This is a genomic window from Brevundimonas sanguinis, assembly GCF_029636725.1.
In the GTDB taxonomy this organism is placed as follows: Bacteria; Pseudomonadota; Alphaproteobacteria; order Caulobacterales; family Caulobacteraceae; genus Brevundimonas; species Brevundimonas sanguinis.
Genome location: NZ_CP116770.1, coordinates 1312137 through 1337103, shown reverse-complemented (window position 1 = coordinate 1337103; position 24967 = coordinate 1312137). Strand labels below are relative to the sequence as shown.

At 68.2% G+C, this 24967-nt stretch carries 25 protein-coding genes; 10 read left to right on the top strand and 15 right to left on the bottom strand.

Annotated features, from left to right (window positions below):
• Positions 1 to 6 precede the first annotated feature (6 nt).
• The 3 genes from PIB44_RS06795 (at position 7) to PIB44_RS06785 (ending at position 2690) form a co-directional block, all read left to right on the top strand.
• Positions 7 to 348: a VOC family protein gene (locus PIB44_RS06795; protein ID WP_025976695.1), complete on the top strand. Its 342-nt coding sequence runs from the start codon at positions 7 to 9 to the stop codon at positions 346 to 348.
• Positions 349 to 610: 262 nt separating this feature from the next.
• Positions 611 to 1372 carry an SDR family NAD(P)-dependent oxidoreductase gene (locus tag PIB44_RS06790; protein ID WP_278070836.1) on the top strand — a complete coding sequence of 254 codons (762 nt, stop codon included), beginning with the start codon at positions 611 to 613 and terminating at the stop codon, positions 1370 to 1372.
• A 7-nt stretch (positions 1373 to 1379) separates the two neighbouring features.
• Positions 1380 to 2690: an O-antigen ligase family protein gene (locus PIB44_RS06785; protein ID WP_278070835.1), complete on the top strand. Its 1311-nt coding sequence runs from the start codon at positions 1380 to 1382 to the stop codon at positions 2688 to 2690.
• A gap of 188 nt (positions 2691 to 2878) precedes the next feature.
• Here PIB44_RS06785 and der read toward each other — a convergent pair whose 3' ends face one another.
• The 6 genes from der to PIB44_RS06755 all read right to left on the bottom strand — a co-directional run bounded on the left by der (position 2879) and on the right by PIB44_RS06755 (position 8271).
• Complete coding sequence (gene der / locus PIB44_RS06780; protein ID WP_278070834.1) at positions 2879 to 4504, bottom strand: ribosome biogenesis GTPase Der; 1626 nt, start codon at positions 4502 to 4504, stop codon at positions 2879 to 2881.
• Between the two features lie 31 nt (positions 4505 to 4535).
• Positions 4536 to 5957 (bottom strand): PQQ-like beta-propeller repeat protein, encoded by a 1422-nt coding sequence (locus PIB44_RS06775; RefSeq protein ID WP_025976691.1) that lies wholly within the window; start codon positions 5955 to 5957, stop codon positions 4536 to 4538.
• A 24-nt stretch (positions 5958 to 5981) separates the two neighbouring features.
• Positions 5982 to 6746 carry a tetratricopeptide repeat protein gene (locus PIB44_RS06770; RefSeq protein WP_278070833.1) on the bottom strand — a complete coding sequence of 255 codons (765 nt, stop codon included), beginning with the start codon at positions 6744 to 6746 and terminating at the stop codon, positions 5982 to 5984.
• A gap of 146 nt (positions 6747 to 6892) precedes the next feature.
• Positions 6893 to 7315: a hypothetical protein gene (locus PIB44_RS06765; RefSeq protein WP_278070832.1), complete on the bottom strand. Its 423-nt coding sequence runs from the start codon at positions 7313 to 7315 to the stop codon at positions 6893 to 6895.
• The gene (locus PIB44_RS06760) at positions 7305 to 7862 is read right to left on the bottom strand and encodes an RNA polymerase sigma factor (protein ID WP_278070831.1); all 558 of its coding nucleotides are present in this window, start codon (positions 7860 to 7862) and stop codon (positions 7305 to 7307) included. Before PIB44_RS06760 ends, PIB44_RS06765 begins: the two co-directional genes overlap by 11 nt.
• 25 nt (positions 7863 to 7887) lie before the next feature.
• Entirely contained in the window at positions 7888 to 8271 is a 384-nt protein-coding gene (locus tag PIB44_RS06755) for a DUF6249 domain-containing protein (protein ID WP_278070830.1), read from the bottom strand.
• A 189-nt stretch (positions 8272 to 8460) separates the two neighbouring features.
• On the opposite strand from PIB44_RS06755, the gene PIB44_RS06750 reads away from it, so the two are divergent.
• On the top strand, positions 8461 to 8697 hold the full coding sequence (locus tag PIB44_RS06750; RefSeq protein WP_278070829.1) for a DUF2188 domain-containing protein: 237 nt from the start codon (positions 8461 to 8463) through the stop codon (positions 8695 to 8697).
• Between the two features lie 14 nt (positions 8698 to 8711).
• Here PIB44_RS06750 and PIB44_RS06745 read toward each other — a convergent pair whose 3' ends face one another.
• The 3 genes from PIB44_RS06745 to PIB44_RS06735 all read right to left on the bottom strand — a co-directional run bounded on the left by PIB44_RS06745 (position 8712) and on the right by PIB44_RS06735 (position 10287).
• The gene (locus PIB44_RS06745; protein ID WP_278070828.1) at positions 8712 to 9065 is read right to left on the bottom strand and encodes an ArsC family reductase; all 354 of its coding nucleotides are present in this window, start codon (positions 9063 to 9065) and stop codon (positions 8712 to 8714) included.
• A gap of 394 nt (positions 9066 to 9459) precedes the next feature.
• Positions 9460 to 9801 (bottom strand): ArsC/Spx/MgsR family protein, encoded by a 342-nt coding sequence (locus tag PIB44_RS06740; RefSeq protein ID WP_278070827.1) that lies wholly within the window; start codon positions 9799 to 9801, stop codon positions 9460 to 9462.
• 27 nt (positions 9802 to 9828) lie between these two features.
• The gene (locus PIB44_RS06735) at positions 9829 to 10287 is read right to left on the bottom strand and encodes a hypothetical protein (RefSeq protein ID WP_253120225.1); all 459 of its coding nucleotides are present in this window, start codon (positions 10285 to 10287) and stop codon (positions 9829 to 9831) included.
• A gap of 117 nt (positions 10288 to 10404) precedes the next feature.
• Between PIB44_RS06735 and PIB44_RS06730 the strand changes: the two genes are divergently transcribed.
• From PIB44_RS06730 to astB, 4 genes are all read left to right on the top strand, one after another.
• Entirely contained in the window at positions 10405 to 11664 is a 1260-nt protein-coding gene (locus PIB44_RS06730) for a hydrolase (protein ID WP_278070826.1), read from the top strand.
• A 4-nt stretch (positions 11665 to 11668) separates the two neighbouring features.
• The gene (astA, locus tag PIB44_RS06725; RefSeq protein ID WP_278070825.1) at positions 11669 to 12676 is read left to right on the top strand and encodes an arginine N-succinyltransferase; all 1008 of its coding nucleotides are present in this window, start codon (positions 11669 to 11671) and stop codon (positions 12674 to 12676) included.
• Positions 12677 to 12860: 184 nt separating this feature from the next.
• Positions 12861 to 14276 (top strand): succinylglutamate-semialdehyde dehydrogenase, encoded by a 1416-nt coding sequence (gene astD, locus PIB44_RS06720; RefSeq protein ID WP_278070824.1) that lies wholly within the window; start codon positions 12861 to 12863, stop codon positions 14274 to 14276.
• A 173-nt stretch (positions 14277 to 14449) separates the two neighbouring features.
• Entirely contained in the window at positions 14450 to 15781 is a 1332-nt protein-coding gene (gene astB / locus PIB44_RS06715) for an N-succinylarginine dihydrolase (protein ID WP_278070823.1), read from the top strand.
• Positions 15782 to 16140: 359 nt separating this feature from the next.
• On the opposite strand, the gene phhA is transcribed toward astB, so the two are convergent.
• Complete coding sequence (phhA, locus tag PIB44_RS06710; protein WP_278070822.1) at positions 16141 to 17016, bottom strand: phenylalanine 4-monooxygenase; 876 nt, start codon at positions 17014 to 17016, stop codon at positions 16141 to 16143.
• Positions 17017 to 17217: 201 nt separating this feature from the next.
• On the opposite strand from phhA, the gene PIB44_RS06705 reads away from it, so the two are divergent.
• Positions 17218 to 18330, top strand: coding sequence for a Ppx/GppA phosphatase family protein (locus PIB44_RS06705; RefSeq protein WP_278070821.1), 1113 nt, complete (start codon positions 17218 to 17220; stop codon positions 18328 to 18330).
• 7 nt (positions 18331 to 18337) lie between these two features.
• On the opposite strand, the gene PIB44_RS06700 is transcribed toward PIB44_RS06705, so the two are convergent.
• From PIB44_RS06700 to gyrA, 5 genes are read right to left on the bottom strand one after another with little or no spacing between them, the layout of a single operon-like run.
• On the bottom strand, positions 18338 to 19222 hold the full coding sequence (locus tag PIB44_RS06700; RefSeq protein WP_278070820.1) for a peptidylprolyl isomerase: 885 nt from the start codon (positions 19220 to 19222) through the stop codon (positions 18338 to 18340).
• Between the two features lie 33 nt (positions 19223 to 19255).
• A complete protein-coding gene (locus PIB44_RS06695; RefSeq protein ID WP_278070964.1) occupies positions 19256 to 20077 on the bottom strand; it encodes a peptidylprolyl isomerase in 822 nt (273 codons plus the stop codon).
• A 26-nt stretch (positions 20078 to 20103) separates the two neighbouring features.
• A complete protein-coding gene (coaD, locus tag PIB44_RS06690) occupies positions 20104 to 20589 on the bottom strand; it encodes a pantetheine-phosphate adenylyltransferase (protein WP_253108227.1) in 486 nt (161 codons plus the stop codon).
• Positions 20590 to 20643: 54 nt separating this feature from the next.
• On the bottom strand, positions 20644 to 21447 hold the full coding sequence (locus PIB44_RS06685) for an aminotransferase class IV (RefSeq protein WP_278070819.1): 804 nt from the start codon (positions 21445 to 21447) through the stop codon (positions 20644 to 20646).
• A 6-nt stretch (positions 21448 to 21453) separates the two neighbouring features.
• Positions 21454 to 24228 carry a DNA gyrase subunit A gene (gene gyrA / locus PIB44_RS06680; protein WP_278070818.1) on the bottom strand — a complete coding sequence of 925 codons (2775 nt, stop codon included), beginning with the start codon at positions 24226 to 24228 and terminating at the stop codon, positions 21454 to 21456.
• A gap of 123 nt (positions 24229 to 24351) precedes the next feature.
• Here gyrA and PIB44_RS06675 point away from each other — a divergent pair, with 123 nt between their 5' ends.
• A complete protein-coding gene (locus tag PIB44_RS06675; protein ID WP_278070817.1) occupies positions 24352 to 24963 on the top strand; it encodes a superoxide dismutase family protein in 612 nt (203 codons plus the stop codon).
• Positions 24964 to 24967 lie beyond the last annotated feature (4 nt).

The following is a 24967-nucleotide window of genomic DNA, read 5'->3' as shown; positions in this document are numbered from 1 at the left end:
GGCTGGATGATCCAGCTCGGCTACTTCACGCTCGACACGCCTGACGTCGACAAGGCCCGCGCCTTCTATGCGGGCCTGTTCGGCTGGCGCTTCGACGACGCCTCGTCCAGCCCGACCTACGCCCATGTGGCGGAGGGGACGCCGCCGTTCGGCCTCACCAAGGGCGAGCACAAGGCCTTCCCCAACCTCTACTTCCGCGTCGACGACATAGAGGCGGCCTGCGCCCGGGTGGTCGAACTGGGCGGCCGCGCCGCCGTGCCGGCCGAAAGCCCGTCCGGCCTGTCCGCCGTCGTCAGCGACGACCAGGGCGTCAGCTTCAGCCTGTGGCAGCCCGCGCCGGGTTACTGAAAATTAGGCTTCCCTCTCCCGGCGGGAGAGGGCTTGAGCGCACGGGAGCGCAGCGATCGTTCTGCGCGAAAGGGTGAGGGGTTTGCCCTGTCAGTCGGCGTAAGCCGTCGCGTTACGGCCTTCTGCCGACTTCACCCGAGAACCCTCACCCTTTCGCCTTGACCAATCGCCTTCGGCTCTTGGAGGCTCAAGCCCTCTCCCATTGGGAGAGGGAAGCTGTCCCGCACTTCCACCCCACGCCCGGCCGCGCTATCAGCGGGCCATGTCCGAGAACGCTTCCCTCCCCCTCGCCAATCGCGTCGCCCTGGTCGTCGGCGCCTCGCGCGGCATCGGCCGCGAGGCCGCCCTCGCCCTGGCCAAGGCCGGCGCCCACGTCATCGCCGCCGCCCGCACCCAGGGCGCGCTTGAGGAGCTGGATGACGAGATCTTCGCCGCCACCGGCCAGCACGCCAGCCTGGTCCCGTTCGACCTGGTGGACGGCGGCGCCATCGACCGGCTGGGCGGCGCCCTGTTCGAGCGGTTCGGCAAGCTGGACATCTGGGTTCAGGCCGCCGCCACCATGGGCCCATCGGGCCTGACTCCGGTCGCCCACGCCGAGCCGCGCGAGTTCGCCAAGGTCGAGAAGATCAACTTCACCGGCGTCTATCGCCTGATCCGCTCGCTGGAGCCTCTGCTGCGCGCCTCGGACGCGGGTCGCGCCATCCACCTCACCACCAGCGTCGCCAGCCACCCGCGCGCCTTCTGGGGCATGTACGCCGCCACCAAGGCGGGCGCCGAGGCCCTGGTCAAATGCTGGGCGGACGAGATTGAGAGCACCCCGGTTCGCGCCTGCATCGTCGATCCGGGCCGGATGCGGACCCAGTTGCGCGCCCAGGCCTTTCCGGGCGAAGATCCCGAAACCCTGCCTCATCCTTCGGAGATCGGCCCCCTGATCGTCGAACTGTCCCGCCCCGACTTCACCCCGCCCCTGACGGTCAGCTTCAAGGAATGGAAGCAGGGTCTGTCGGCGGACGCCCTGATCTGACGTCACCATGTTCAGGGAGGCGGGCGCAGACGAACAGGTGATCCCGCCCTCGGCGGCGAAGCGCCCGGCGCTGCCGCTGGCGCGCGCCGCCTCTGTGGCCGACATCGTGGCGGTCATCGCCTCGATCGGACTGGTCCTGACCTACGTCGGCTTCTGGAGCGCCCCGCTGACCGGCTATGGCGCGCGATCGGCCGACTTTCTGCGCAACTTCTACTATCCGGCCTATCTGCTGGCCCTGGTGCTGGTCTGCATGCGCCCCGGCCGTGCGTTGAAGGGGATGCTGCGCTCGCCGCTGCTGATCGCCCTGCTGCTGCTCACGGCGGCGACCTATTTCTGGTCGATCATGCCGGACCTGACGGCGCGGCGCATTCCGGCTCTGGTCTTCACCACTCTGGCCGGGGTGGCGCTGGCGTCGCGCTGGAGCTGGAAAAGCCTGACCGAGATCATCGCCGGGACGCTGGCGGTGCTGGCGGTGATTTCCTTCCTGTTGGGCCTGTTGCTGCCCGACATGGGCCGGATGCAGGAACTGTTCCCCGGCGCCTGGCGCGGCCTGTGGCTGGAAAAGAACTCGCTCGGCAACGTCATGGTGAAGTCGACCGTCTTCATGATCGCCGCGGGCATGATGGCGCCGGAACGACGCAAGCTCTGGTTCAGCCTGGCGCTGCTGCCTGTCCTGCTCATCTTCCTGTCGACATCGAAAACCGCCCTGGTGGTGCTGTTCCTGTCGATGGCCGCCATGGGCTTCGTGGCGATCGTGAAATCCGGCCCGATGCGGGCCGTCATCGCCACCTGGCTGGCGGTCGTGGTGGTGATCGGGGCGGGTCTGCTGATCGCGACGGAGACGGACACGTTCTTCGCCCTCCTGGGCAAGGACGCCACCCTGACCGGCCGGACCGAGATCTGGTCCGGCATCATGCAGCAGATGGCCGACCATCCCTGGCGCGGCTTCGGCTATGGCGCGGTGTGGGACGACCCCAGCTTCACCGGCCCCAAGGCGTGGATCGGCTATCAGGCCCACTTCATTCCCGCCGACGCCCACAGCGGCTGGCTGGAGCTCTACATCGCCCTGGGGCTGGGCGGCGTCATCCTGTTCGCCCTCTTCCTGCTGCAGATCTGGGCTCAGTCCTTCTGGGCGGCCTATACCAGCCCGGCGGGATGGCTGGTCCTGCCGATGATGACCTCCTACACCATCACCATGATGACCGAGAGCATCGCCATGAACTGGCATGAGCTGCGCTGGGTGGTCGTCGTCGCCATCGCGCTCAAGCTGGCCCTCGGCGACGAGCCCGAGGCCCCGAACGCGCCAAGACGGCTATAGCGCAGGTAGCCTGTTACGGCCTCAACAGGGCGTCAGCCCTGTATCAGCCCCTCTGACCCAGCCAGCATACGTTTGCATATCGAATAGCGGCTGGCGGCCGCCGCATAGCCCGCGCCTCATCGACACAGGACCGCGTCGCAACCCTGCAGGCGCCGACCTGGCGACGCCCGCATGAAAGAAGCGGCGCCTTAGCGCTTGGCGCCGCCCTTCTGGCCCGTACGGACGCGGCCCGAGCGTGACACTTGCCGCGCGCCGCCCCGGGCGCCCTTGCCGATGAAGGCGTTGGAGCCCGACTTCTTGGACGCGCTGGCCTTCAGCCCGCCCAGCGGCTTCACCTTGGGCTTGATGCCGGCCTTGGCCTTCTGCTCCAGCGCCTTGCCGGGCAGGTTGGACAGCTTCTCGGCCTTTTCGGCCTTGATGACCCGACGCGGCGCCGTCTTGGCGTCGCCCTTGAAGCGTTCCGGCCCCGACTTGGCGCCGCCCGCGGCATAGGGGTTGGCCGAGCCCGACTTGACGTTCAGGCGGATCGGCGTGCCCTGCAGGTCGAAGCTCTCGCGGATCGAGTTGACCAGATAGCGCTTGTAGTGGTCCGGCATCGCCTCGGCCCGGCTGGCCATCATCACGAACGTCGGAGGACGGGCCTTGGTCTGGGCGATGTATTTGGGCTTGATGCGCTTGCCGTCCACGGCGGGCGGCGGGTGCCTCTGCGTCGCCAGGGACAGCCAGTCGTTCAGGTCCTTGGTCTTCACCTTGACCGACCAGGTGTCATAGGCCTGAAGCACGGCGGGCATCAGGCGCTCGACGCCGCGCCCATTGAACGAGGACAGGGCGACAAACGGCGAGCCGCGCAGCTGCGGCAGCTTGTCGTCGGCCAGACGCTTCAGTTCGGCCAGACGCGACTGGGGCTCTTCTTCCAGGTCCCATTTGGCGGCGACATAGACCAGCGCCCGCCCTTCCCGCTCGACCAGATCGGCCAGTTGCAGGTCCTGGGTGTCGAAGGCGTCGTCCTTGTCCATCACCATGATCACCACCTCGGCGAAGGTGATGGCGCGGATGGTGTCGGCGACCGACAGCTTTTCCAGCTTCTCCTGGACGCGGGCCTTGCGGCGCATCCCGGCGGTGTCGATCAGGCGGATGTTGCGGCCTTCCCAGACCCAGTCCACCGAGATGGAGTCGCGCGTGATCCCCGCTTCCGGCCCGGTCAGCAGGCGGTCGTCGCCGATCAGACGGTTGATCAGGGTCGACTTGCCCGCGTTCGGGCGGCCGATCACGGCGATGCGGATCGGCTTTTCAGGTTCGTCGACTTCCTCGATGAAGATGTCCGCCGAGGCCGCCAGAACCGCCTGATACAGATCGGCCATGCCCTCGCCGTGCTCAGCCGAGATCGGCACCGGCTCGCCGAAGCCCAGGCCGTGCGCCTCGCCCACGCCGCCGCCGCTCTCGCGGCTTTCAGACTTGTTGGCCAGCAGGATGATCGGCTTGTGCACCTTGCGCAGGCGATCGGCGAAGATGCGGTCCAGCGAGGTCACGCCTTCGCGCGCGTCCATCATGAACAGGATCAGGTCCGCGTCGTCGATCGCCGCCTCGGTCTGCTCGCGCATCCGGGCTTCCAGGCTTTCGTCGGTGACGTCCTCATACCCCGCCGTGTCGATCAGGGTCAGATCCATGTCGCCGATCACGCCGTCGGCGTAGCGGCGGTCGCGGGTCACGCCGGGGCGATCATCGACCAGCGCAAGGCGCTTGCCGACGAGGCGGTTGAACAGTGTCGACTTGCCCACATTGGGGCGGCCGACGATGGCGACCTTCAGAGCCATGTCGGCCTTCTAGCTTAAATCGAGGAAAAGGTCAGCGGATGCTGACCAACTGACCCTTGTCGGTCAGAACGTAAAGCGCGCCGTTATAGGCGGCCGGGGCGATATAGGCGGCCGAACCCAGCTTCAGGCTGGCGGTCTGCGCGCCGGTCTTCGGATCAAAGGCCACCGCCTCGCCGTCCGAGTTGACCAGAACCAGACGGTTGGACGCCATGATCGGACCCGACCAGACCGGACGCACGGTGCGCTTGCCGAAGCCCAGGAAGCCGCCTTCCTTTCGCACGCGGCCTTCGTTCAGGTCGCGGGTCCAGTAGACCTGCCCCGTCTCGCGGTTGACCACGGTCAGCTCGCCCGACTTGGACACCACATAGAGCACGTCGCCGACCGGCAGGGGCTGGTTCACGCCTGCGACCGGCAGCGACCACTTCGGCTGGCCGCTGCGCAGATCCATCGACTGCAGCACGCCCGACTGGCTGACGGCGTAGACCTGGCCGCGGCTGACCACCGGGCGACCGGCGATGTCGCGCAGTTCCGACAGGGCGCTGGTGCGGCTGGTGCGCGACAGCACCTGCTCCCACACCGGCTGGCCGTTCGAGGCCTGCAGGGCCACGATCTGACCCGAGGAGAAGGGCGCCACCACCGTGCCGCCGCTGACCGCCGGGCTGGAGGCGCGCATGATGCGGGCGGGCTCGGTGATGCCGCGATAGGACCAGTCCTGCTGGCCGTTGGCCACGTTGAAGGCCATCAACTGGTTGTCGACGTCGACGACATAGACCCGCTGGCCCGACACTGTCGGCGCGCCGTGGATCGGCAGGTCGACCGAGGTGCGCCACAGCTCGGCGCCCGTATTGGCGTCGAACGCCGTCATGACGCGATAGCCGGACGAGACGAAGACCTTGCCGTCGCTGACGGCCAGACCGCCGCCGAAACCGCCGCCGCCAGCGCCGCCGCCGAAGCCGACGCCCAGGATGCGGCGACCGCGGTCGGCCTCATCGACCTTGACGCTGGCCTTCCACGCCACCTGGCCGGTGCCGGCGTCAACGGCCGTCACGCCCGCCTCGCCGTCCAGCACGAAAATCTTGCCGCCGTCGGCGACGACCGGCGACATCACCTGATTGGTCCGCCCCGATCCGGCGCCGATGTCGCGACGCCAGGCGACGGCGAAGTCCGGCGCGGCGATGACGTGCTCGACGGCGTTCTCGGCGTTGCCGCCCGGCTGGCTCCAGCTGGTGGCCGCCTGCGGTCCGGGCAGGAAGAAATCGCGGCCCGACAGAGCGGCCGACGGCGTCAGCTGCTGTTCGAACTCAAGAATGGAGATCCGCTGGCCTTCGCTGGCGGTCGCCACCGGCTCCTTGTCGCCGCCCAGGCCGAACGGCAAGACCTTGCGAACGGTGCCGCAGGAGGCGACGGTCATCGCCAGGCCGCACAGCAGAGCGACTTTCAGGGTTTTGTTCATGCGAATCATCCCGAAGGCGTCAAATCAAGGGCGAGCGGCCGGGGCCGCAGCGGCGGGAGCGGCGTCGGCCGCAACCGCAGGAGCCGCCGTCGCGGCGGGCGTCGGCAGGGCCGCAGCGGCCTTGACGATGGCGGGCAGGCTGGCCGCCGTGCCGGTGTCGATCGCCTGAACGGCTGCCTGGGCGCGCTGACGCACCGGGTCGGGCACGTCCTGTCCCAGTTGCAGCTGAACGAAGGCCTGACGCGCCTCGGCGGTCTTGCCGTGCTGCAGCTGCGCCATCGCCAGCGCCTCCTGGGCGAACGGTTGCAGCGGGCGCTTGTCGCCGGCCAGCGGCTCCAGACGCTTCTGCACGTCTTCCAGCGAACCGGTGTCCATGACCAGGAAGGCGGCCTTCAGCGCGGCCATGTCGGACAGGATCGGATCGCGCGTCGCCTGGGCGGCTTCGTCGAACAGGGCGACGGCTTCAGTCGTCTTCTTGTCGGCCAGCGCCAGTCCGCCCTGTTGCATCAGGGCCAGAACCTTATAGCCGCCGCCGGCCTTGGCGGCCTCGGCGAAGGCGGCGTCGGCTTCGGCCGACTTGCCCGACTGCAGGGCTTCGACGCCCTTTTCATAGGCGGCCGAGGCCTTATCGGCCTGCGAGGTCACATAGGACTGCCAGCCCCACCAGGCCAGGGCCGCGACGAGGGCGACCGCCAGAACGCCGCCCAGAACGGGCAGCCAGGTGCGGGCCAGACGCCGATAGCGTTCGGAGCGAAGCTCCTCCTCGACTTGTTCGAAGACATCAACCACGAAGCGTCGCCCCAAAAAATGCAGCCAAGGCCGAACATTAAAAACGCCGCGACCCTAGAGGTTCGGCGTCATCGCCGCAACGCAGGCATTGGGCGCGAAACGGCTTTTTCCAGCCCTAAGCCGGGACTGGGGCGGGAAAACGGCGCTCAGATCTGTTGCGACAGCTTCACCGCCCCCGCCGCCAGCAGGGCGACCAGCACCCCGGCCGTGGCCCAGAACATCTGCATCCCGCCCATTGAGCCCATCGCGCTGAACGCCGCATCGCCCAGTCCGGACCGCTCCAGCAACGACTGAATCGCCACCCCGCCCTGAGCGCCGGCCGAATCGAGCGATCCGGCGGCGGCCTCGGCGGCGAAGCCTTCAGGGCCCAGATGGAAGTTGACGTTCAGCAGTTCGCGCACGGCGATGACCCCGCCCGCCAGCCCCGCGAGGGACAGGGCCATCGAGCGGAACCGCGACGCCTTGTTCAGCCGCGCCGCCACATCGGCTTCAAAGAAGACCGAATCGGGGAACTGCGGCGCCTGGGCGAACAGGCGCTCGATCGCAGGGTCGAATTCATCAGCCGACATGGGATGCGCTCCCGAGTGCAACCGGCCCCGGCTGGAGCCGGGCCCGAAGTTTATCCAGACCACGCTTGACATGAGATTTCACCGTTCCAAGCGGCAAATTCATGGCCGCGGCGATTTCCGGGTGCGACAGCCCCGCGCCATGGCACAGGGAGACGCACAGGCGTTCAGCCTCGCTGAGCCCTTTGAGCGCCTCGTCCAGATCGACGCGGCCGATGCTGTCGACCGCGGGCGCGGCGTTTTCTGTTTCCGTTTCAGCCACATACCGCGCCTCCTTCGAGATACGCTTTAGGTACAGGCGCGCGGCGATGCGCTTGATCCAGGCGGCGAAGGTGCCCTCGCCCCTGAACTCGGCGCATTTCTCGAACGCGAGCAGAAAGGCGTCCTGAGCCACGTCGTCGGCCAGCGCCGGCTGGGCGCCCATGCGGCGCAGCAGGCCCCGCACCGCCGAGCCGTGCCGACGAACCAGCTCGCCGAACTCGCGGCGGCCGCCCGCAGCCGCCAGCCCGGCCAGCTCGACATCGTGCAGATCGCGTAAAGGTTTGGCCATGACGGCTTCCCTGCCCCGATCCGCCTTAGCCCTTGTTCTTGTTAAAGAAACTCAGGATAATAAAGGCCAGACCGATCATCCCCGGGATCGCCGCGATCCCGACGATGGGGTAGTAGGCATCCATTTCGGCGAAGCTGACGGCATAGCCGAACAAGGCGACGCCCACCGCCACGGACAGCAGTATGACGCCGGTACGCAGGTCTCGCGCAGCAGTCGCCGGAGGCTTTGCATTTTCCTTGCTGATCGAATCGATCACTTCCGGCGGCAGCGGCTGACCCTTTTCTATGGCGCTTCGCAACGTAGCCTGCATTTCGCGTCGGTCGCGGCTTTTGAGCCAGGCGGGAATGGCGACGATGGCGATCACCATGATGAAAGGCGCTAGGGGGATCAGAATTTCAAAACCGTTCATGGCGCATCAGCCCTTTGAAAACACAGTTCGGCCGAGCCTGATACGGCGGCCTTCTGATCACAAGAGGCGGCGATGATGGCCTACGGATGCAGCCGCGCGCATGAACTCTTCGTAATGCGTCACCACAGCGTGACTCGACACGCTCCGGGCCGCGTTCAACGGTGTCGCCAGACCCTTCGGAGGCGCCGAATGAACATCACCTATCGCATCGTCCAGCACGACGGCGGCTGGGCCTATCAACTTGGCGACAGCTATTCCGAGACCTTCTCCAGCCACGCGGCGGCGTTGGCGGCGGCCTCAGCGGCGGCGCGCGAACAGCGCGTGCCGGACCGCACCTCCTGGATCGAGTATGAAGACGCCTCGGGCCAATGGATCACCGAACGCGCCGACGGCCGCGACCGCCCCGACGCCGTCGTCGAGGACTGAGCCCCAGCCGCGTCTCAGCCCTTCAGCGCCTCGGCGTAGATGTCCGGCTTGAAGCCCAGCAGCGTCCGCCCGTCGCCCAGATCCAGCACCGGCCGCTTGATCATCGACGGCTGGGCCAGCATCAGGTCCACCGCCTTGGCCGCGTCGATATCGGCCTTGTCGGCGTCCGACAGCTTGCGGAAGGTCGTGCCCGCACGGTTCAGCACCTTCTCCCAGCCATACTCGCCCACCCAGCGCTCCACATCGGCGCGATCCGCGCCTGCGGCCTTATAGTCATGGAAATCATAGGCCACGCCGTTCTGATCCAGCCAGACGCGCGCCTTCTTCATCGTGTCGCAGGCCTTGATGCCATACAGGGTGCGGGTCATGGGCGAACTCCAAGCGTGACAGACAGCCGGGGTCTGGCATCGAAGCGCGGAGGGGTCAATTTGGGAGCGCGTGAGGGTCGGCTTTGCGAGCCATTGCAGGCAGCCAGAGCGTCCTGTCCCTGTGACTACTGAGGCTGGTCGGACGCTCCAAAACGCTTGACCAAGATCAGTGTCGACCTGCCCGCCAGCAGCAGCCCGACCAAGCCGACGAGGACCGCCCAATCAGAGCCTGAAATTAAGGCGTAGGCGATCAATGCCAGTCCCAGCGCGATAGCGATGAAGAAGGCCAGAGATGGGGCTCGATCTATAATGCTCATGTATCGACGATATCGAGCGTCGGTTCGGGAGGCAACGCCCGCTCCCCTCCCGTAACCGACATCAGCAATTCGCGCTCTCAAAGCACCCCCAACACCATCTCAACCGGCCGCCCGATCACCGCGCCCTTGGGCGTCTCGACAATCGGGCGTTCGACGATGACCGGGCTCTCGATCATGGCGGCCAGAACCGTGGCGTCGTTTGCGTCAGCGGTCAGAAGTTCGGCGGCTTTCGCCTCCTTCTTGCGCAGCAGGCCCTTCAGCCCGCCGCCGACGCCGCGCGCCAGACGGTTCAGCGTCTCGGCGTCCCAGCCGGTCTTCAGATACTCGACCACCGTCGGCTCGATCCCCCGGTCGCGCAGCAGCTCCAGCACCTTGCGCGAGGTCGAGCATTTCGGGTTGTGATAGAGGGTGACGGTCATGGGCGAACTCCTGTCTGTGCTTTGGACCTAGGCCGTGGGGCCGTCTTTCGCCAGCGCCGTCGCCCCGCGCAGGCCGCCGATGTGCAGCAGCAGGCACAGGACCATCGCCGCCCCCGCCACGCCGAAGCTCCAACCCGGCAGGCCCGCCGCGCCCAGCGGCGCGCCGACCATCAGGCTGACCGACAGGGCGCTGAGTTCATAGATGGCCCACACCATGCCGAAGCCCGGCAGCAGCCGGTTCGGACGGCGCCATTGCACCCATCCCAAGCCAAAGGCGATGGCGGCGAAGACGACCGCGAAGCCTGCCGTCGTCCCGCGCATGGCCTCATGCTCGGGCGTAGCCAGAAACCAGACCAGCCCCGCCTGCATCAAGCCGACCGCGCCCCAGATCCAGAAGGCGATGGCGCTGCCGCGCGCCAGCGCCGCCGCCGTCTCGGCCGAATCGACCGGGGCGAAGGGTTGGGGCGGTGCGATCCGACGGTTCATGCGCGACTCCCTGACTGAGGCGGCGAAACTATCCCGCCGGGCGCCGAAATCCCAAGTGCGTGAGAGAGATATCGCCCCGCCTTCACCTTTTTCCTCGCCCCGTCTAGGGTCGCCGCCATGCGGATCGAACCTCAGGATCAGGCCGTGCTGGACCACGTCGCGGCCCGTGGCGACGCCATTGTTCAACGCGCCATAGACTGGTCCGACATCAACTCAGGCAGCCGTCACGCCGAAGGGCTGGCGCGGGTTCTCGACGTTCTGGACGCCACGGCGCGCGCGGCGTTCGGCGCGGCGGCGACGGTCGAGCGCGTCCCGACCCAGGGCTCCACCACCGTCGCCGACAGCGGCGCGGTGATCGCCGAGAGCTATGCCGATTGCTTGAAGATCACCGCCCGGCCCGAGGCGCCGCTTCAGGTCGTGCTGACCGGCCACTATGACACCGTCTTCCCCGCCGACAGCGCCTTCCAGCGCGTCGTCACGCGCGACGACGGCGCCCTGAACGGCCCCGGCATCGCCGATATGAAGGGCGGGATCAGCGTCATGCTGGCGGCGCTGGAAGCCTTCGAGACCCATCCTGACAAGGCCCGCGTCGGCTGGACCGTGCTGCTGTCACCGGACGAAGAGATCGGCTCGCCCGCCTCGGCCCCCCTGCTGGCTGAGCTGGGCGCGCGCGGCCACGTCGGCCTGACCTATGAGCCCGCCCTGTCGGACGGAACCCTGGCGGGCGAGCGCAAGGGCAGCGGCAACTTCCACCTGATCGTCACCGGCAAGGCCGCCCATGCGGGCCGCGCCTTCCACGAGGGCGCCAACGCCGTCGCCGGCGCCGCCATCATCGCCGCCCGCCTGCACGCCCTCAACGGCCAGCGCGAGGGCGTCACCGTCAATGTCGCCAAGATCGCCGGCGGCGGCCCCCTGAACGTCGTGGCCGACAACGCAGTGGTCCGCTTCAACGTCCGCGTGCCGGACGCGCAAGCCGCCGCCTGGATCGACCAGACGGTGCGCACCCTCGCCGCCGAACCGCCCTTCCCCGGCCTGACGCTGGACCTGCACGGCGGCATGACCCGCGCGCCCAAGCCGATGGACGCATCGCAGACCGCCCTGTTCCACGCCGTGCGCGATGCAGGCAATCTGCTCGGGCAAACGATCGCCTGGAAGCCGTCAGGCGGCGTCTGCGAGGGCAACAACCTGCACGCCGCGGGCCTGCCCAACGTCGACACCCTGGGCGTCGTCGGCGGCGACATTCATTCGGATCAGGAGTTCGCCTGGCCCGCCAGCTTCGTCGAACGCGCCCAGTTGTCCGCCCTGATCCTGTGCAAGATCGCCTCGGGCGAGATCGACGCCCTCAAACTGAAACAGCTCCGACTGGAGACGATGTAACCGCATGCTCGTTGTTCGCCCCGCCGTCCCCGCCGACCTCCATCACCTTCTCGAACTGGCCATCCTGTCCGGCCCCGGCTTCACCAGCCTGCCCGAGGACGCCGATGTCCTGAGCGAGCGGCTGGAACTCAGCAAGGCCAGCTTTGAAGGCAAGGTCGCGCCCGAAGAGGCCTGGTACACCCTGATGCTGGAAGACGGCGACACCGGCGATGTCGACGGCATCGGCTCGGTCAAGGCGACCGTGGGGCTGAAGCGGCCCTTCTTCAGCTTCCGCGTGGTCAACAACACCGTCCAGTCGCCGTCGCTGAACGTGAAGCTGAACCATCAGACCCTGGTGCTGGTCAACGAATGCACCGGCTGGACCGAGGTCGGCTCCCTGTTCCTGAAAGCCGACCGGCGCAAGGGCGGCGCCGGGCGCCTGCTCAGCCAGTCGCGCTATATGCTGATCGGCGCCCAGCCGGACCTGTTCGCCGACAATGTGCTGGCCGAACTGCGCGGCGTATTCACGCCCGACGGCTACTGCCCCTTCTGGGACCATGTGGCGCACAAATTCTTCCCGATGGACTTCGACGAGGCCGACCGCATGACCGGCTCGACCGACAAGCAGTTCATCCTCGACCTGGCGCCGCGCCACCCGATCTACATCGACCTGCTGCCCGAACCGGCCCGCGCCGTGATCGGCAAGGTCCATCCTCAGGGCGTGCCCGCCATGGCCCTGTTGGAATCCGAAGGCTTCCGCCCCAACGGTCTGGTTGACATCTTCGACGCCGGGCCGACCGTGGCCTGCGGCCGCGACAACATCCGCACGGTCCGCGACGCCCGCGTCCTGACCGCCCGCATCGAAAAGGAGGTCGAGGTCGACCTGCCCTCCCTCGTCTCGACCGACAGCGTCGCCGCCTTCCGCGCCGTGCGCGCCCGCGTCCTGGTCGACGGCGACCTGGCCCGCATGACCCCCGACGTCGCCGCCGCCCTGAAGATCAAGGACGGCGCCACGGTGCGGGTGAAGTCGTGATGAGCATCGCCGCCCTCTCCCTTCTCCCCTTGGGGGAGAAGGTGGCTCGCGCAGCGAGACGGATGAGGGGAACGCTCGCCTCGCACTCGACACTGGCTGACCGTAAGCCCATTTCCACCCGCCCCCTCATCCGAGCGGCTCCGCCGCCCACCTTCTCCCCCGAGGGGAGAAGGGGAGACTTGATATGACCCGTTTCACCTCCACCAACCCCGCCACCGGCGAAACCGTCTGGGAAGGCCAAGCCGCCTCCCAAGCCCAGGTCGGCGCCGCCGTCGAGGCCGCGCGCGCCGCTTTCCCCGACTGGGCCGACCGCCCGCGCCAGGACCGCATCGACGCGGTGAAACGCTATCAGGCCGTGCTCAAGGAACGCGCCCCCGAAATGGCCGAGGCCATCGCCAGAGAGACCGGCAAGGCCCTGTGGGAGACGAAAACCGAACTGGCCTCCATGCAAGGCAAGGTCGACATCTCGATCCGCGCCTATGACGAGCGCACCGGCGAGCGCACCACCGACACCGCCTTCGGCCGCGCTGTCCTGCGTCACCGCCCGCACGGCGTCTCGGCGGTGCTCGGCCCATTCAACTTCCCCGGCCACCTGCCCAACGGCCACATCGTCCCGGCCCTGCTGGCGGGCGACACCGTGGTGTTCAAGCCCTCCGAGGAAACGCCCCTGACCGGCCAGCTGATGGCCGAATGCCTTGAGGCCGCCGACCTGCCCAAGGGCGTGTTCAACATGGTGCAGGGCGGGCGCGACACGGGCGCGGCCCTGCTGGACCAGCGCATCGACGCCCTGATGTTCACCGGCTCGGGCGCGGCGGGCGCGCACTTCCGGCGCAAGTTCGCCGACGATCCCCACGTCATCCTGGCGCTCGAGCTGGGCGGCAACAACCCGCTGGTCGTCTGGGACGCCGCGGACGCCGAGGCGGTCGCCGGCATCGTGGTCCAGTCCGCCTTCGTCACCACCGGCCAGCGCTGCTCGTGCGCGCGCCGCCTGATCGTGCCGGAAGGCGGCCAGGGCAACGCCATCGTCGAAGCCGTCGCCGCCCTGTCCGACCGCCTGACCTTCGCGCCGTGGGACAGCGACCCTGAGCCCTACGCCGGCCCGTTGATCTCGGAAAAGGCGGCGACCGCTGCCCTTGCCGCCCTGCAAGAGCGCATCGACGCGGGCGCCCAGGTCATCCGCGCCTCCGGCCCCGTCGACAACCTGCCCGGCGCCTTTGTGAAGCCCGCCATCATCGACGTCACCGGCGTCGCCGTTGAGGACGAGGAGATGTTCGCCCCCTTCCTCCAGGTCATCCGCGTGCCGACCTTCGACGCCGCCATCGCCGCCGCCAACGCCACCAAATACGGCCTGTCCGCCGGTCTGGTCAGCGACGACGCCAAGCATTGGGATCGTTTCATCAACCGCATCCGCGCGGGCGTGGTGAACTTCAACCGTCCGACCACGGGGGCGGCGGGCGACATGCCCTTCGGCGGCCTCGGCGCCTCCGGCAACCACCGCCCCAGCGCCTACTACGCCGCCGACTACTGCGCCTATCCGGTCGCCAGCTTCGAGGCCGGCTCGGTCAAGAACATCGAAAGCGAGATCAAGGGCTTGCGCTAATGCCTTCTCCCCTTGTGGGAAAAGGTGGCTCGCGGAGCGAGACGGATGAGGGGTGTCAGCGCCATGTTGGATAGTTCAAACTCAAGGTCCCGGATGATCGGAAGCGGCGCCGCCGTCACCCCTCACCCGAGCGCCTCCGGCGCCCACCTTCTCCCACAAGGGGAGAAGGAAGCATGACCGCCATCGAAGCCAACGCCGACGGCCTGATCGGGCCGACGCACTCCTATGCGGGCCTGTCGCCGGGCAATCTCGCCTCCAGCCTGAACAAGGGCGAGGCGTCGAACCCGCGCGCGGCGGTGCTGCAGGGCCTCGACAAGATGAAGACCCTGGCCGACCTGGGCCTGCCCCAGTTCGTCCTGCCCCCGCATGAGCGGCCGAGCATCCCCTTCCTGCGCGACCTCGGCTTTTCGGGCTCCGACGCCCAGGTGCTGGAGCGCGCATGGAAGGACGCCCCCTCCTTCGCCGCCGCCGCCTGTTCGGCCTCGCCCATGTGGGCCGCCAACGCCGCCACCGTGACGCCCAGCGCCGACAGCCGTGACGGCCGCGTCCACTTCACCCCCGCCAATCTGATCACCAACCTGCACCGCTCTCTGGAGCACGATCAGACCAGGCGCGCGCTGGACGCCCTCTTCCCCGACGCCAGCCGCTTCGCCGTCCACGACGCCCTGCCCTGCGTCGCCCATCTGGCGGACGAGGGCGCGGCCAACCACGTCCGCCTGTGCCGCGACCACGGCGAGCCGGGCGTCAATCTGATGGTCTGGGGCCGCGAGGCCTGGGAGCATTGGGACGGCCCCTACCCCGCCCGCCAGACGCGCGAGGCGTCTGAGGCGATCATGCGCCGCCATGGCGCGTCCGGCGCCGTCCTGGCCCGTCAGGGCAAGGCCGCCATCACGGGGGGCGCCTTCCACAACGACGTGGTCTGCGTCGGCGCGCTGGACACCCTCTTCTTCCATGAACTGGCGTTTGAAAACACGGACGCGACCAAGGCCGCCATCCGCGGCGCCGCCGTCGGCTTCGAGCCGCAGTTCGTCGAGGTCGCGACCGCCGACCTGCCGCTGGCCGACGCCATCAGCTCCTATCTGTTCAACTCCATGCTGATCCGGGTTCCGGGCCAGGACCGCCTGACCCTGATCTGCCCGACCGAAACGCGCGACAACCCGCGCAGTCATGCGGTGGCGCAGAGCCTCGCCGCCTCCAACGGGCCGATCGGCCATGTCGAATACGTCGACGTGCGCCAGTCGATGCGCAACGGCGGCGGCCCGGCCTGCCTGCGTCTGCGCGTCGTCTTGACCGAGGCCGAACTGACCGCGACCAACCCGGCCATGCGCCTGACCGAGGCGCTTCACGCCCGCCTCAGCGACTGGGGCCGCCGCTGGTATCGCGACAGCCTGACCGCCCGCGACCTGGCCGACCCCGCCCTGCTGGACGAGACGCGCGGCGCGCTCGACGAACTGACGCAGATCCTGAACCTGGGAGGGGGCTTCTACCCGTTCCAGCGCGCTTAGGTCCTTCTCCCCTTGTGGGAGAAGGACAGCAGAGGCGCGTGCAGCCATCGCAACACCGCCTCCCAATCCCTGAAGAACATGGGCTTTGCGGGCGTCCGGCAGGCCCTGGCCCGCCTGCCCTTCACCGCGCGCCATCATCGCCTCCCCGCCCACGCCGCGAAGGAGATTTCAGACGATTCAGACGAATTGGACTCTGTTTTTCTCCCTCCCCTTCATGGGGAGGGTGGTTGAGCCCGCAGGGCGAAACCGGGTGGGGGCGGCTTGGCTATTCAAGCGCCGAACCCAGGTTCCCCGGGCCCTCCCCACCCGGTCGCTACGCGACCACCCTCCCCATGAAGGGGAGGGAGAGGGTGCGCCGCCTATGCCGCGAACCGTCCGCCTTTCCTGGCATAGGCCTGCGTCCCGCGCGTGAAGACGTGATCCGTCGGCAGCACAGCCTCGATCGGCAAGGCCTCGGCGCCCTTCAGCCGCTCATAGACCGGGCCGAAGTCCTGCAGCGTCACCGTCTTCAGCGCCTCGATGCTGTCGATGACGAAATAGACCTGCTGGAAGTCGTCGATCCGATAGAGGGTCTTCATCACCCGCTCCAGGTCGAAGCCCAGGCGGTTCGGCGAGGGGTCTTCCAGGCTGAAGACGCTCTCGGTCGCCGACGACACGATGCCCGCGCCGTAGATGCGAAGGCCGCCCGCCTCCCGCATCAGGCCGAACTCGACCGTGTACCAGTACAGGCGCGCCAGATTCGGCAGCATGCCCAGCGACGCCGCCCGCTGCCCGCCCTTGCCATAGGCCTCCATATAGGCGGCGAAGTCGGGGTCGGTCAGCATGGGCACGTGGCCGAACACGTCGTGGAAGATGTCCGGCTCCTGCAGGTAGTCCAGTTGGTCCGGCTTGCGGATGAACTGGCCCGAGACGAAGCGGCGGTTGGCCAGGTGGTCGAAGAAGACCTCGTCCGGCACCAGGCCCGGCACGCAGACCACGGTCCAGCCGGTCAGGGCCTGAAGCTTGGGGTTGATGACGTCGAAGTCGGGGATGCCGCCGGCGTTCAGGTCCAGCGCATCCAGGCCGCGCAGGAAGGCCTCGCTGGCGCGGCTGGGCAGGATCTTCATCTGCCGCTCGTAAAGCGTGTTCCAGGTCTGGTGCTCGACCTCGGTATAGGCCGACCAGTTCTGGGGGATGGTCCAGTCGGCGGCGGCGCCTTCCGGCGGCTGCTCGAAAACGTGCTCGAAGTCGGACATGGAACGCTCCTCACGGCTCTGATGGCCTTTCGGGGCAGATTAGCGCGGCGGTTCGCCGTCGTCACGCATGACTGTTGCAACGCTGGGCCGAGGCCTCTCATTCGTCACCGCATGCGACGACGGACTGGCGCGACAGGGAGTCGCGGTCTAACCTGTCAGGGACGGGCGCCGCTTCGGACCGCCCACATGAAAGCTCGGCCCATGCCGGAGACCCCTGGCGCGCCTGAACGGCGCGACGCGCGGTCCCTGCCTCGGCGTTCCCGCAGCGGCGGGAGCATCGATCGAGACGCCCCTCTGTACGGCGCGCTCGACCTGGGGACCAATAACTGCCGCCTGCTGATCGCGCGTCCGGCGCGTGACGGATTTCGCGTGGTGGATTCCTTCAGCCGCATCGTGCGCCTGGGCGAAAGCCTGTCGCGCACCGGCCGGCTGGACGACCGGGCGATGGACCGGGCCTATGACGCCCTGGCCCTGTGCGCCGAGCGCGTGGTGCGCAAGGGCGTCGATCCCAAGCGCCTGACCGCCGTCGCCACCCAGGCCTGCCGCATGGCCGAAAACGGGCCCGCCTTCGTCGAGCGGGTGCGGCGCGGCACCGGCCTTCGCCTGCGCATCATCGACCCTTCCGAAGAGGCCGCCCTGTCGGTCGCGGGCTGTCTGAACCTGTTCGATCCGCGCGCCGAGGCTGTGCTGGTGATCGACGTGGGCGGCGGCTCGACGGAACTGTCCTGGCTGATGAAGGGCACGCGCGGGATTGAAACCGTGGCGTGGATGTCGGCGCCGCTGGGCGTCGTCAGCCTGGCCGAGCGCCACCCGGAACCCGAGGGCGAAACCAGCCAATGGTATGAGGCTATGGTCGCCGACTTCGGCGCGGCCATCGCCTCTGGCGGACCGGGCCCGGAATTCCTGGCCCGTATCGAGGCGGGGCGCGGCCATATGGTCGGCACCTCGGGCGCCATCACCAGTCTGGCCGGGATTCATCTTGGGCTGAGGCGTTATCAGCGCGATCTGGTCGACGGTCTGTGGATGACGCGCAGCGACTGCGAAAGAGCGGCCGACCGCCTCATCGCGCTCGGTCCCGCGGGACGGGCGGCGGAAAGCTGTATCGGGCCGGACCGGGCCGACCTCGTGCTGGCCGGGGCCGCTATTCTGGAAGCCGTCCAGCGCGCTTGGCCGTGCGAGCGGGTCCGCGTCGCCGACCGCGGTCTGCGCGAAGGGCTTCTGTTGCAGAAAATGCGCGAGGATCGGCAGCCGAAGCCGCGCCGGCGCAGGCGGCGCAAGCGCGGCGGCGCAAACGGCGGCGGCGCGGCTGAATAGGCGCCGCCTAATCCACCTCGACCGGCAACTCGATGTCGCAGGCCGAGAAGTCCGCCCCTCTGGCTGCTCGGGTCCTCTCGACCAGAGTGCGGAACCCGGCGCTGTCCGGGCTCAGCACCCGCACGGTCGGCCGCTCGCCCTCCGCCAGGTCGCCCGCCACGCGCACCCGCGTCATCCGGTCAGGACCCGTGACGATGCCATCCGGATTGGGGCTGAACTTCAGGGCGCGCACCACATCCAGCCCCGACACGACCCGGCCCCAGATGGTGTAACGCTTCTCCAGCGCCGGATAGGGCTGGCGCATCAGGAAGAACTGGCTGTTGGCGCTGTCGGGCGCATCGTCGCGGGCCATGCCCGCCACGCCCGGACAATACAGGCCCCAGGCGTGAACCTTACGATCCGCCGTCGTCGCCATCACGGCGTCAGGCTGGGTCTGGACCGGCAGCGACTGCATAAAGCCGATCAGCGCGCCCGCCGGCGCAGCTATGGGAGCGAAGGGCGTCTGGGCGTCGCGGCGGAAGGTGAACTCGGCCTTGAGGTCGGGATGCCAGCTCTGGCCCTCGCCGGTGCCCAGCGGATCGCCGGTCTGAGCCATGAAGCCATCGATGACCCGATGCCAGGGTATGCCGTCATAGAAACCCGCCTTGGCCAGCAGGCGAAGGCGGGCGACATGGCCCGGCGCCGCCTCGGGCGTCATCTCGACCAGGATCCGGCCCTTGTTGGTGTCGATGATCAGCAGATTGTCCGGCGCCACAGAGCGCCAATCGTCGGCGGCGATGGCCTCCGCCGGATCTTGCTCGTCCGCAATCCCCGCCGCGTCCTGAGCCACGGCCGAACCAGCCAGCATGGCGGCCAGCAACGCCGCCCCGATCGTGTAAACTCCCCGCTTCATGTCCCCCGCCCCTCCCCGAGCGTGGCGCGCGCCTCAGCCGCCCTGAACGGGCGGCTGGACGTCGCAGATCGTGAAAGAAGCGCCCTTTTCAGCGCGCGCCGCCTCAACGGCGGCGTTGAACGGCGCCGAACCGGGCACGGCCACGCGCATCATCGGCCGCTCGGCCTCCGGCATGGCCGAGGCCAGACGCACGCGACCCATCGCGTCCGCATCAGGACCGACGGCGCCATCGCTGGCGTCGTTGCCCTTCTTGAGCGACTTCACCACGTCCAGCCCCTGAAGCACGCGGCCGAAGACGGTGTAGGAGCCGTTCAGATTATCGTTCTGGCCCGTCATCAGGAAGAACTGGCTGTTGGCGCTGTCGGGCGAACCGGCGCGCGCCATTCCCGCCACGCCGGGGCAGAACAACCCTTGCGCCGAGGTCTTGAAGTCGGCCGTCACGAACATCTGGGCGTCCGGCTGGGTCACGATGGGAATGGAGCCCATGACGCCGCGCAGGCCCGGCCCGCTGTTCTCCACCGGGGCGAAGCCGCTGTCGCGTCCGCGCCGGAAGGTGAACTCGCCCTTCAGATCGGGCAGTTCGCTGCCGCCCTCGCCCGTGCCCTTGGGGTCGCCGGTCTGGGCCATGAAGTCGGGAATGACGCGGTGGAATTTCAGCCCGTCATAGAAGCCCTGATTGGTCAGGGTGCGGATGCGCTCGATGTGGTTCGGCGCGGCGCGCGGCTCCAGCTCCACCAGGATGCGCCCCTTGGCCGTGTCGATCACCCACAGGTTCTCGGGCGACACGGTGCGCCAGTCACCCGATTGGGCGACCGCTCCGCCAGCCAGCAGGGCCACGCCCGCCGCCAGCGCCATCACAGACTTGATCTTCAAACCCGACCTCAATCCTTCTTGACCTTGGCCAACACGCTCGCGGCGACGGCGGGGCTGACGAAGCTGTCGATCCGGCCGTCCAGCCGGGCGATTTCCTTCACCAGTCGCGAGGCGATCGCCTGATGCCGCGGATCGGCCATCAGAAACACCGTCTCTATGTCGCTGTTGAGGCGCTGATTCATCGCCGTCATCTGGAACTCATACTCGAAATCGGCGACCGCGCGCAGGCCGCGCACGATAACGCTGGCGTTCAGTTCCTCGGCGAAGTGCATCAGCAGGCTGGAAAACGGCCGCACCTCGATGTCGGCGTTGAAGTGCGCGACCTCGGCCTTGATCATCTCGACCCGCTCGGCGGTCGAGAACAGAGGGCCCTTGTCGTCGTTCTGCGCCACGCCGATGACCAGACGGTCCACCAGCTTGACCGCCCGCCCGATAATATCGAGATGACCGTTGGTGACCGGATCGAAGGTGCCCGGATAAAGTCCGATACGCATGGCCAGCGGCCTCCCCATCGTTTGGGTCCGTTTAGCAGGTGCGAAATGAACGGCCTAGATTTTCTGACGCGGCTGTGATCGCCAAAGGGCGCCTATTTGCTGCACTGCATCAGCGGCAGCGCTGAAAACATGGTCGTCGATGGCCGCGATCTCGGCGGCGGGCGTGGCGCTGTTGCACAGAAAAGCGCCATCAAAGCGCGACAGGTCAGCCAGCTTCACCGCCGCCTTGCGCTGCGGCGATCCGGCGCGGTCCAGCGCCTCACGGATCAGGGCCTGAGCCACGCCGTCCAGCATGAACGCATCCGGCCAGACGACCGTATCGCCCTGAATAAAGCCGATATTCCACAGCGAGCCTTCGCAAATACGGCCCTCTGCGTCCATGAGCAGGGCGTCGTCATAGCCCGCCAGCCGCGCCGTGCGCCGCGCCCGCAGCAGGCCCATCGTGGCGACATGCTTCAGATGCGGCGCCTCGCGGGCGTAGGTCTGGCTCTGCAACCGCACGCCGTCGGCCAGCGGCGACGGCGGGGTCGAGACGCTGATCATCACCTGCGGCGCGCCGATCCAGTCCGGCTGACGCAGGGACAGTTCGCGGGAGAAAAGGCTGATGCGCAGCCAGGCCTCGGTCCGCCCGGCCAGCGCCGTCCGCATCTGATCGCGCAGACGATCTTCGGCGACGGCCTCGCCGAACAGTTCAACCGCCGAGCGGTTCAGACGGTCCAGATGCCGGTCCAGCCCGCGCACGCCGCCCTGCTCCACCACGAAGGAGGTCAGGGCGCCGTAGTTGACCAGGGCCTGATGGCCCAGATCCTCAAGCCCGGCGGGACGGCCGTCGACCCAGAGCTCAGGAGCGACGGCCATGCAGGATCAGGCCTCGCCGCCCTCGACCGCCGTGGCGTCGCCCGCGTCGCCGTCTTCATCATCGCCGCCGGAATCGGCCAGACGCTCGACCGAGACGACCTTCTCGTCCTTGCCGGTGCGGAAGATGGTCACGCCCTGGCTGGAGCGGCCGACGATACGAACCTGGCTGACGGGGGTGCGGATCATCTGGCCGCCGTCCGTGACCAGCATCAGGTCGTCCGACTCCTCGACCGGGAAGGCGGCGGCCAGACGCGTGCCTGCTCGGCCGCCCAGACCGTGCGCCGTCAGCCCCTGCCCGCCGCGACCCGTGCGACGATACTCGTAGGCCGAGGACCGCTTGCCGAAGCCCGTTTCCGTGACCGTCAGGATGAACTGCTCGGCCGCGCCCAAGGCGGCGATACGTTCGGGCGAGATCGGCGCGTCGCCGGCCTCTTCGTCGTCCGCCTCGACCGTGACGGCTTCGTCTTCCGCATCGGCGCCGGCCAGCGCCTTACGCATGGCGTTGGCGTGTTTGACATAGGCGGCGCGTTCTTCCGGCGTCGCGTCCACACGGCCCAGAATGGCCATGGAGATGACCGTGTCGCCGTCCTGCAGGCGGATGCCCCGCACGCCGGTCGAATCGCGGCCCTTGAACACGCGCACGTCGTCGGCCTTGAAGCGGATGGCCCGGCCCAGCGCGGTGGTCAGCAGCACGTCGTCCTCGGCCGTGCACAGGCCGACGCCGACCATGCCGTCGCCGTCTTCCAGCTTCATGGCGATCTTGCCCGCGCGGTTCACCGTGGCGAAGTCGCTGAGCTTGTTGCGACGCACGTCGCCCGAGCGGGTGGCGAACATGATGTCGTAGTCGCCCCAGGTCGCCTCATCCTCGGGCAGGGGCAGCACGTTCATGATGCTGTCGCCCGGCTCGATCGGCAGCAGGTTGACGAAGGCCTTGCCGCGCGACTGCGGATTGCCCAGCGGCAGGCGCCAGGTCTTCAGCTTATAGGCCTTGCCGTTGGTGGCGAAGAACAGCACCGGCGTGTGGGTCGAGGCGCTGAACACGCCGGTGATGGCGTCCTCGTCCTTCATCGACATGCCGCTGCGGCCCTTGCCGCCGCGATGCTGGGTCCGATAGGCGTTCAGCGCCACGCGCTTGACGTAGCCGCCGTGGGTGACGGTCACGACCATGTCCTCGCGCGGGATCAGGTCTTCGTCCTCCATCTCGGCGTCGCCTTCGCCGATGAGGGTGCGGCGGTCCACGCCGAACTGCTCCCTGACCAACAGCAGGTCTTCGCGGATGATGGCCAGGACGTTCTTGCGGTCCGACAGGATGGTCAGATGGCCCTGAATGGTGTCGGCCAGGCTGCGCGCCTCACCGAAGATGTCGTCGCGGCCCAGGCCGGTCAGACGCGATAGCGTCAGGGCCAGGATGGCGCGGGCCTGCTCGTCGGTCAGACTGATCTTGTCGCCTTCAACCAGCACGGTGCGCGGATCGGCGATCAGTTCCACCAGGGCCATCATGTCCCCGACCGGCCAGGCCTTGGCCTGCAGCCGCTCGCGCGCCTCGGCGGGGTCGGCCGAGCTGCGGATGATGTGGATGACCTCGTCGATATTGGCGACGGCGACGGCCAGACCGACCAGGACGTGGCCGCGGTCGCGGGCCTTGGCCAGCTCGAACTTGACGCGGCGGACCACCACTTCCTCGCGGAACTCGAGGAAGGCTTCCAGCAGGGCGCGCAGGCCCATCTGCTCGGGCCGCCCGTGGTTCAGCGCCAGCATGTTGACGCCGAACGAGGATTGCAGCGCCGTATAGCGATACAGCTGGTTCAGGATCACATCGCCCGAGGCGTCGCGCTTCAGCTCGATGACGATGCGCATCCCGGCGCGGTCCGACTCGTCGCGGACGTCGGCGATGCCTTCCAGACGCTTCTCGCGCACCATTTCGGCGATGCGCTCGATCAGGGTCTGCTTGTTCACCTGGAACGGCAGTTCGGTGATGATGATGGCGTCGCGATCCTTGCGGATCTCTTCGACCGAGGCCTTGCCGCGCACGATGACCGAGCCGCGCCCGTCGCGCAGGGCGTTGCGCGGGGCCGTACGGCCCATGATCTCGCCGCCGGTGGGGAAGTCAGGCCCCGGCACGATGTCCAGCAGGGCGTCGTCCGAGACGTTAGGATCGTCCAGCAGGGCGACCGAGGCGTCGATCACTTCGCGCAGATTGTGCGGCGGGATGTTCGTGGCCATGCCGACGGCGATGCCGCCCGCGCCGTTGACCAGCAGGTTCGGAATCCGCGCCGGCAGGACGACAGGCTCCAGCTCCTTCTCGTCGTAGTTCGGCTGGAAGTCGACCGTGTCCTTGTCGATGTCGGTCAGCAAGGCCACGGCGGCCGGGGCCATCTTGGCCTCGGTGTAACGCATGGAGGCCGGCATATCGCCGTCGACCGAGCCGAAGTTGCCCTGGCCGTCGACCAGCATCAGCCCCATGGAGAAGTCCTGGGCCATCCGCACCAGGGCCATGTAAACCGAGGCGTCGCCGTGCGGGTGGAACCGGCCCAGCACGTCGCCGACCACGCGGGCGCACTTCGAATACGACCGCTCGGGCGTCATGTTCAGGTCGTGCATCGAATATAGGATGCGGCGATGCACAGGCTTCAGACCGTCGCGCGCGTCCGGCAGAGCCCGGCTGACGATCACGCTCATGGCGTAGTCGAGGTAGGAGCGCTTCAGCTCCTCCTCGATGGTGATGGTCGAGATATCGCCCGGCGCCGAAGGGGCGGCGTTTTGGTAGCTGTCGTCGGTCAAGGAAATCAGGCTTTAAATGGCCGGAATCGGAACGTGATCCGCTGTTCCGGTTTCTATCATCCGGGGGGCCTGCTGGCAAAGAAACGCCGCTGAAATCCCCATGCCGAAAAGGACAGGAAAGCCATGCGTCTAGCCGCTTCGAAACTGATCGCTCCCAGCGCTCTCGCCATCACCCTGATCGCCGGGGCCGCTTGCAGCCAGAGCCCGGCCGCGCCGCCGGCTTCCGACGCCGCTCCTGCAGCTTCCACCGAGGCCGCCGCCCGCACGACGCCGGGTCAGACGGCGCAGGTAGCCATCATCAACGGGCAAGGCGCCGAAGCGGGCAAGGCGACGTTGACGCAAGGCGCCACGGGCCTGCTGATCAAGGTCGAAGCTGCCGGCCTGACGCCCGGCTGGCACGGCATCCACATCCACGCCACGGGCCAGTGCGAGGCGCCCTTCACCTCGGCCGGCGCCCATATCAACCACGGCGATCCGAAGCAGCCGCACGGCCTGCTGAACGCCGACGGGCCCGACGACGGCGACCTGCCCAACGTCTTCGCCGACGCGACAGGCGCGGTGAATGCCGAAGTCTTCACCACCCGCGCTCGCCTGGCCGACGCCGGTCCGGGCCAGTGGCTGCTGGACGACGACGGCTCGGCCCTGGTGATCCACGCCAACGCCGACGACCATTCCAGCCAGCCGATCGGCGGCGCGGGCGACCGCGTGGCCTGCGCCGTCATCAAGGCGCAGTAAGCGA